5 protein-coding genes and 1 pseudogene are annotated in these 3,318 nt (G+C 68.4%); 2 read left to right on the plus strand and 4 right to left on the minus strand.

Annotation, left to right across the window (positions count from 1 at the left end; genetic code table 11):
• From trpF to HUK82_RS15505, 3 genes are all read right to left on the minus strand, one after another.
• The coding region (gene trpF, locus HUK82_RS15495) for a phosphoribosylanthranilate isomerase (RefSeq protein ID WP_456304209.1) at positions 1–389 on the minus strand (389 nt) is incomplete at its 3' end.
• Positions 386–1,087 carry an orotidine-5'-phosphate decarboxylase gene (gene pyrF, locus HUK82_RS15500; RefSeq protein WP_176614801.1) on the minus strand — a complete coding sequence of 234 codons (702 nt, stop codon included), beginning with the start codon at positions 1,085–1,087 and terminating at the stop codon, positions 386–388. The genes trpF and pyrF, both read right to left, overlap by 4 nt.
• Positions 1,084–1,416, minus strand: a complete 333-nt coding sequence (locus HUK82_RS15505; protein ID WP_176614802.1) for a lipopolysaccharide assembly protein LapA domain-containing protein — start codon at positions 1,414–1,416, stop codon at positions 1,084–1,086. Before HUK82_RS15505 ends, pyrF begins: the two co-directional genes overlap by 4 nt.
• A 220-nt stretch (positions 1,417–1,636) precedes the next feature.
• Here HUK82_RS15505 and HUK82_RS15510 point away from each other — a divergent pair, with 220 nt between their 5' ends.
• Together HUK82_RS15510 and HUK82_RS15515 are read left to right on the plus strand one after the other, a co-directional pair.
• On the plus strand, positions 1,637–1,915 hold the full coding sequence (locus HUK82_RS15510; protein ID WP_264802099.1) for a hypothetical protein: 279 nt from the start codon (positions 1,637–1,639) through the stop codon (positions 1,913–1,915).
• A 79-nt stretch (positions 1,916–1,994) separates the two neighbouring features.
• Positions 1,995–3,041, plus strand: a complete 1,047-nt coding sequence (locus tag HUK82_RS15515) for a sensor histidine kinase (protein ID WP_176614803.1) — start codon at positions 1,995–1,997, stop codon at positions 3,039–3,041.
• A gap of 34 nt (positions 3,042–3,075) precedes the next feature.
• Here HUK82_RS15515 and HUK82_RS15520 read toward each other — a convergent pair.
• Positions 3,076–3,318 (minus strand): annotated as a pseudogene (locus tag HUK82_RS15520) (histidine phosphatase family protein); the annotation flags it as partial.

Consider the following 3,318-nt stretch of genomic DNA (forward strand, 5'->3'; position numbering starts at 1 on the left):
AGCCCGTCCACCGGCGTCGCGTGCGGCAGGTCAGCGGCAACCGCGACCCCGCGCGCGTGCCAGACAGGCACCCCGAACCGCTCCCGAAGTGCGCACGCACGATCTTCCGACGCGTAAATCTGCAGGACATCCGGCGTCACCCGACCCAGCAGCCGCGCCACCTCGTCATCAGTCGGCTCGACAAACAGGACGACGCTGCGCGCGCGCCGGTCCATATGACGGACCAGAGTCGCAACACGGTCGGGCGTGATATAACGCGGGCTGCGCTCGAACTGCTGAAAACCGATCCAGTCCGCCCCGGCCGCAAGCGCCGCGTCCAGAGTTGCCTCGTCACGCAGGCCGCAGATCTTGACCCGCACCGGCGGCCCTTCGGCAGCGGGCGTCGTCATGACGCGGCCGACAGTTCAGCGGCGATGGACGCGGCGGCCGCGCCCGGATCGTCGGCACGGGTGATCGGTCGTCCCACCACGATCCAGTCCGCCCCGGCGCGCGCGGCCTGCGTCGGGGTCATGATCCGGGCCTGGTCATCGGCGCTGCTGCCGGCCGGACGAATGCCGGGCACGACCAGCACGGGCGTCGTGCCCAGCCGATCACGCAGCGGCGCGATTTCATGTGCCGAACAGACCAGTCCGTCGGCCCCCGCGTCCATGGCGAGCGCGCCAAGACGCAGCACCTGGTCGCGTGGCGATGCGTCCACACCCGTTTGGCGCAGACCATCGGCATCGGTACTCGTCAGCACGGTGACGGCCAGCAATATGGGCCGATCGGCCGGCGCGAAGCGGCGTTCCAGCGCTGCACGGGCGGCGGCAATCATCGCCGCCCCGCCCGAGGCGTGAACCGTCAACAGCTTCGGCGCCACAGGCGTCAGGCTGTCCACCGCCGCACCCACGGTGTTGGGGATGTCGTGCAGCTTGAGATCAAGAAACAGCGGATGCGATTTCGCAAAGGTCGCGGCCGCAGCAAAGCCATTGGCGTAACAGAATTCCAGCCCGAGCTTGTAGGCCTGCGCGCTGGCGCTGGTCTGACCGACCCAGGCCTGCGCCTGAGCGGGGTCGCGCGTGTCGAGGGCGACGATCAGTCGTGTCACGAATACAGGCCCGCACGCGGGCCTGCCGCCGGAGCAACCGGTGCCGGGGTCACCATCGTGCTCATCTGCGTGCGCAGCGTATCGATCTGGGTCTCGAGTTCGCGCACCCGGGCCTCGGCCCGGCGTGCCCGCCGGCTCTGGCGCAGTTCGACAACCCAGACCGCGAACGCGCCCAGCAGGAAGAACGCGGTCGAGGTCGCCAGGGCCAGCACGCCCGCTGACCACTGCCAGCCATACGTGACCAGCCACATCTGGACCGGATCGGGATTGCTGACACTGAACACCACGAGGGCGAGGACGAACGGAATAATTATGACAAGACGGATCATGAATGCCTCCTAACGCGCCATAGCCGAACCCTGCAAGCATGTGCCGCCGGCCCCTTCGCGCCCTAACGCCACGGAACGCAGCGAAGTCGCATCACACATTGCCCCGCGTAAGGGCGCCCCGGTTTGCCACGGCCGTTGCATGTTTGTAGCATGGCACACGCGCCCGGTCGTCCTCGGGCGACGTCCGCCCCGGTCAAGGGAGGCACTGATAGACAAGGTCGTGACCCTCCGCCCCGCTGGCAGACGCGATGAGGTGCTCTGGGCCGTCATCGCATCGCTCGGCAAGACCGACCGGATCGCGGAACTGTTCTCCAGCCGCGAGGCCGCGCTGGCCGACCGCGACTGGCGCATGCAACAGGTTCGCGAGTATGCCCACTTCCTCCGGCAGTCGCGCCAACCTGCGCCGCATTACAGCATCGCCCCCGTCCGCCGGGCCGACGTGCCGCGTTCGTGGCGCCCCCTGCCCGCGCTCGGCTTCCTGCGCGGGCAGTTCATCTAGGCGTGGGCGCCACACACGGCATTGATGTCGGCGCCCGGAGGCGATAGCACGTGAACAGAGACAGCAGACAGGCGCGCGCATGATTCGCGATACCGAAATCCGCGCCGACGTGATCGCGCCCGCCCCGCCGAGCCAGACGGCCCCCGACCTGTCCCACCTGCAGCAGGCGATGCTCGACATTACACCGGACTGCATCAAGGTGCTCGGGGTAGACGGGACGCTCATTACCATGAACCGGGCCGGGTGCGTCGCGCTGGGCGTCCCGGAACATTCCGGTTTCGGCATGCCATGGCTGTCCCTGCTACCCGAGACGGTGCGCAAGGCGGGCCACACCGCCCTCGGCCAAGCCGCGCGGGGATGCACGGCGCGCTTCGCCGGACAGAGCGCGTCCTCTGCCGGCACGTCGTACTGGGACAATCTGCTGACCCCTGTTACAGACGCGTCCGGGCAGGTCGTCTCGATCCTGTGCGTATCGCGCGATGTCACGGCCCAGACACGTCTGGAGCAGCAGCTCGAACGCGCGGTCGCACGGGAAAAGCTGCTGGCAAACGAGATGCAGCACCGGATCAAGAACCTGTTTACGGTCGTGGCCGGCCTGATATCGCTTGCGGAAAAGGAGTCCACGGCGGCACCGCCCGGGACATCCGCGACGACCATCCTGCGCGACAAGCTCGCGGCCCTTGCCCGCGCGTCGGACGCGGCGTTTCTCGATACCCCGGAATGCGGCGACGAGCGCGCCGATCTTGCGACGGTCGTCGCGTCGGTCATGCAACCATATGGCGCGCGGTGCACGACCGCCGGGCCCGTCGCAACCGTCCTGCGCAGCGTGACGACGACACTCGCACTTGTCCTGCACGAGCTGGCCACCAATGCGGTCAAGTATGGTGCGTTGAGCGGCGAGAGCGGACAGGTGTCCATCACATGGACGCTGTCGGGCGGCGCGCTGACCCTGACATGGGTGGAGGCCAACGACAGGCGGGACCGGGACGAACCCTGCCAACGCGGGTTCGGCACCACCATGGTCGACCGCATCGTGCAGGCGGTCGGTGGCACGGTTGACCGGTGCTGGACCGACCAGGGTCTGACCGTCACGATTGACATGCCGGATTCGGTCGCGACCGCCTGACATCCCGGGGGGTGTGATACCGCCGTCGCCGGGCTTATTCCCCGCCGGTTAACGGCATACCCATCTGGCGGACGCGCCATGTCCTGTGCCGCACCAGCACCGTCCGCGACAGCGGGGCGACATCCAGCGCGTGCTCCATGGACGCACCGCCGCCCAGAACGGCAAGGACCAAGGCGCGCACGATGACCGGTTCCGCGACGACCACGCACGCCGCGCCCGGACCGTCACGCGTGGCCAGCCACGTCCTGACCCGGTCCAGCACGCAACCTCGGCTCTC

The organism is Ameyamaea chiangmaiensis (assembly GCF_013376175.1).
Taxonomy (GTDB): domain Bacteria; phylum Pseudomonadota; class Alphaproteobacteria; order Acetobacterales; family Acetobacteraceae; genus Ameyamaea; species Ameyamaea chiangmaiensis.

Excerpts from the sequence above, each read along its gene's own strand:
- HUK82_RS15515 (WP_176614803.1), top strand. The coding sequence starts at position 1,995 with ATGATTCGCGATACCGAAATCCGCGCCGACGTGATCGCGCCCGCCCCG.
- HUK82_RS15505 (WP_176614802.1), bottom strand. The coding sequence starts at position 1,416 with ATGATCCGTCTTGTCATAATTATTCCGTTCGTCCTCGCCCTCGTGGTG.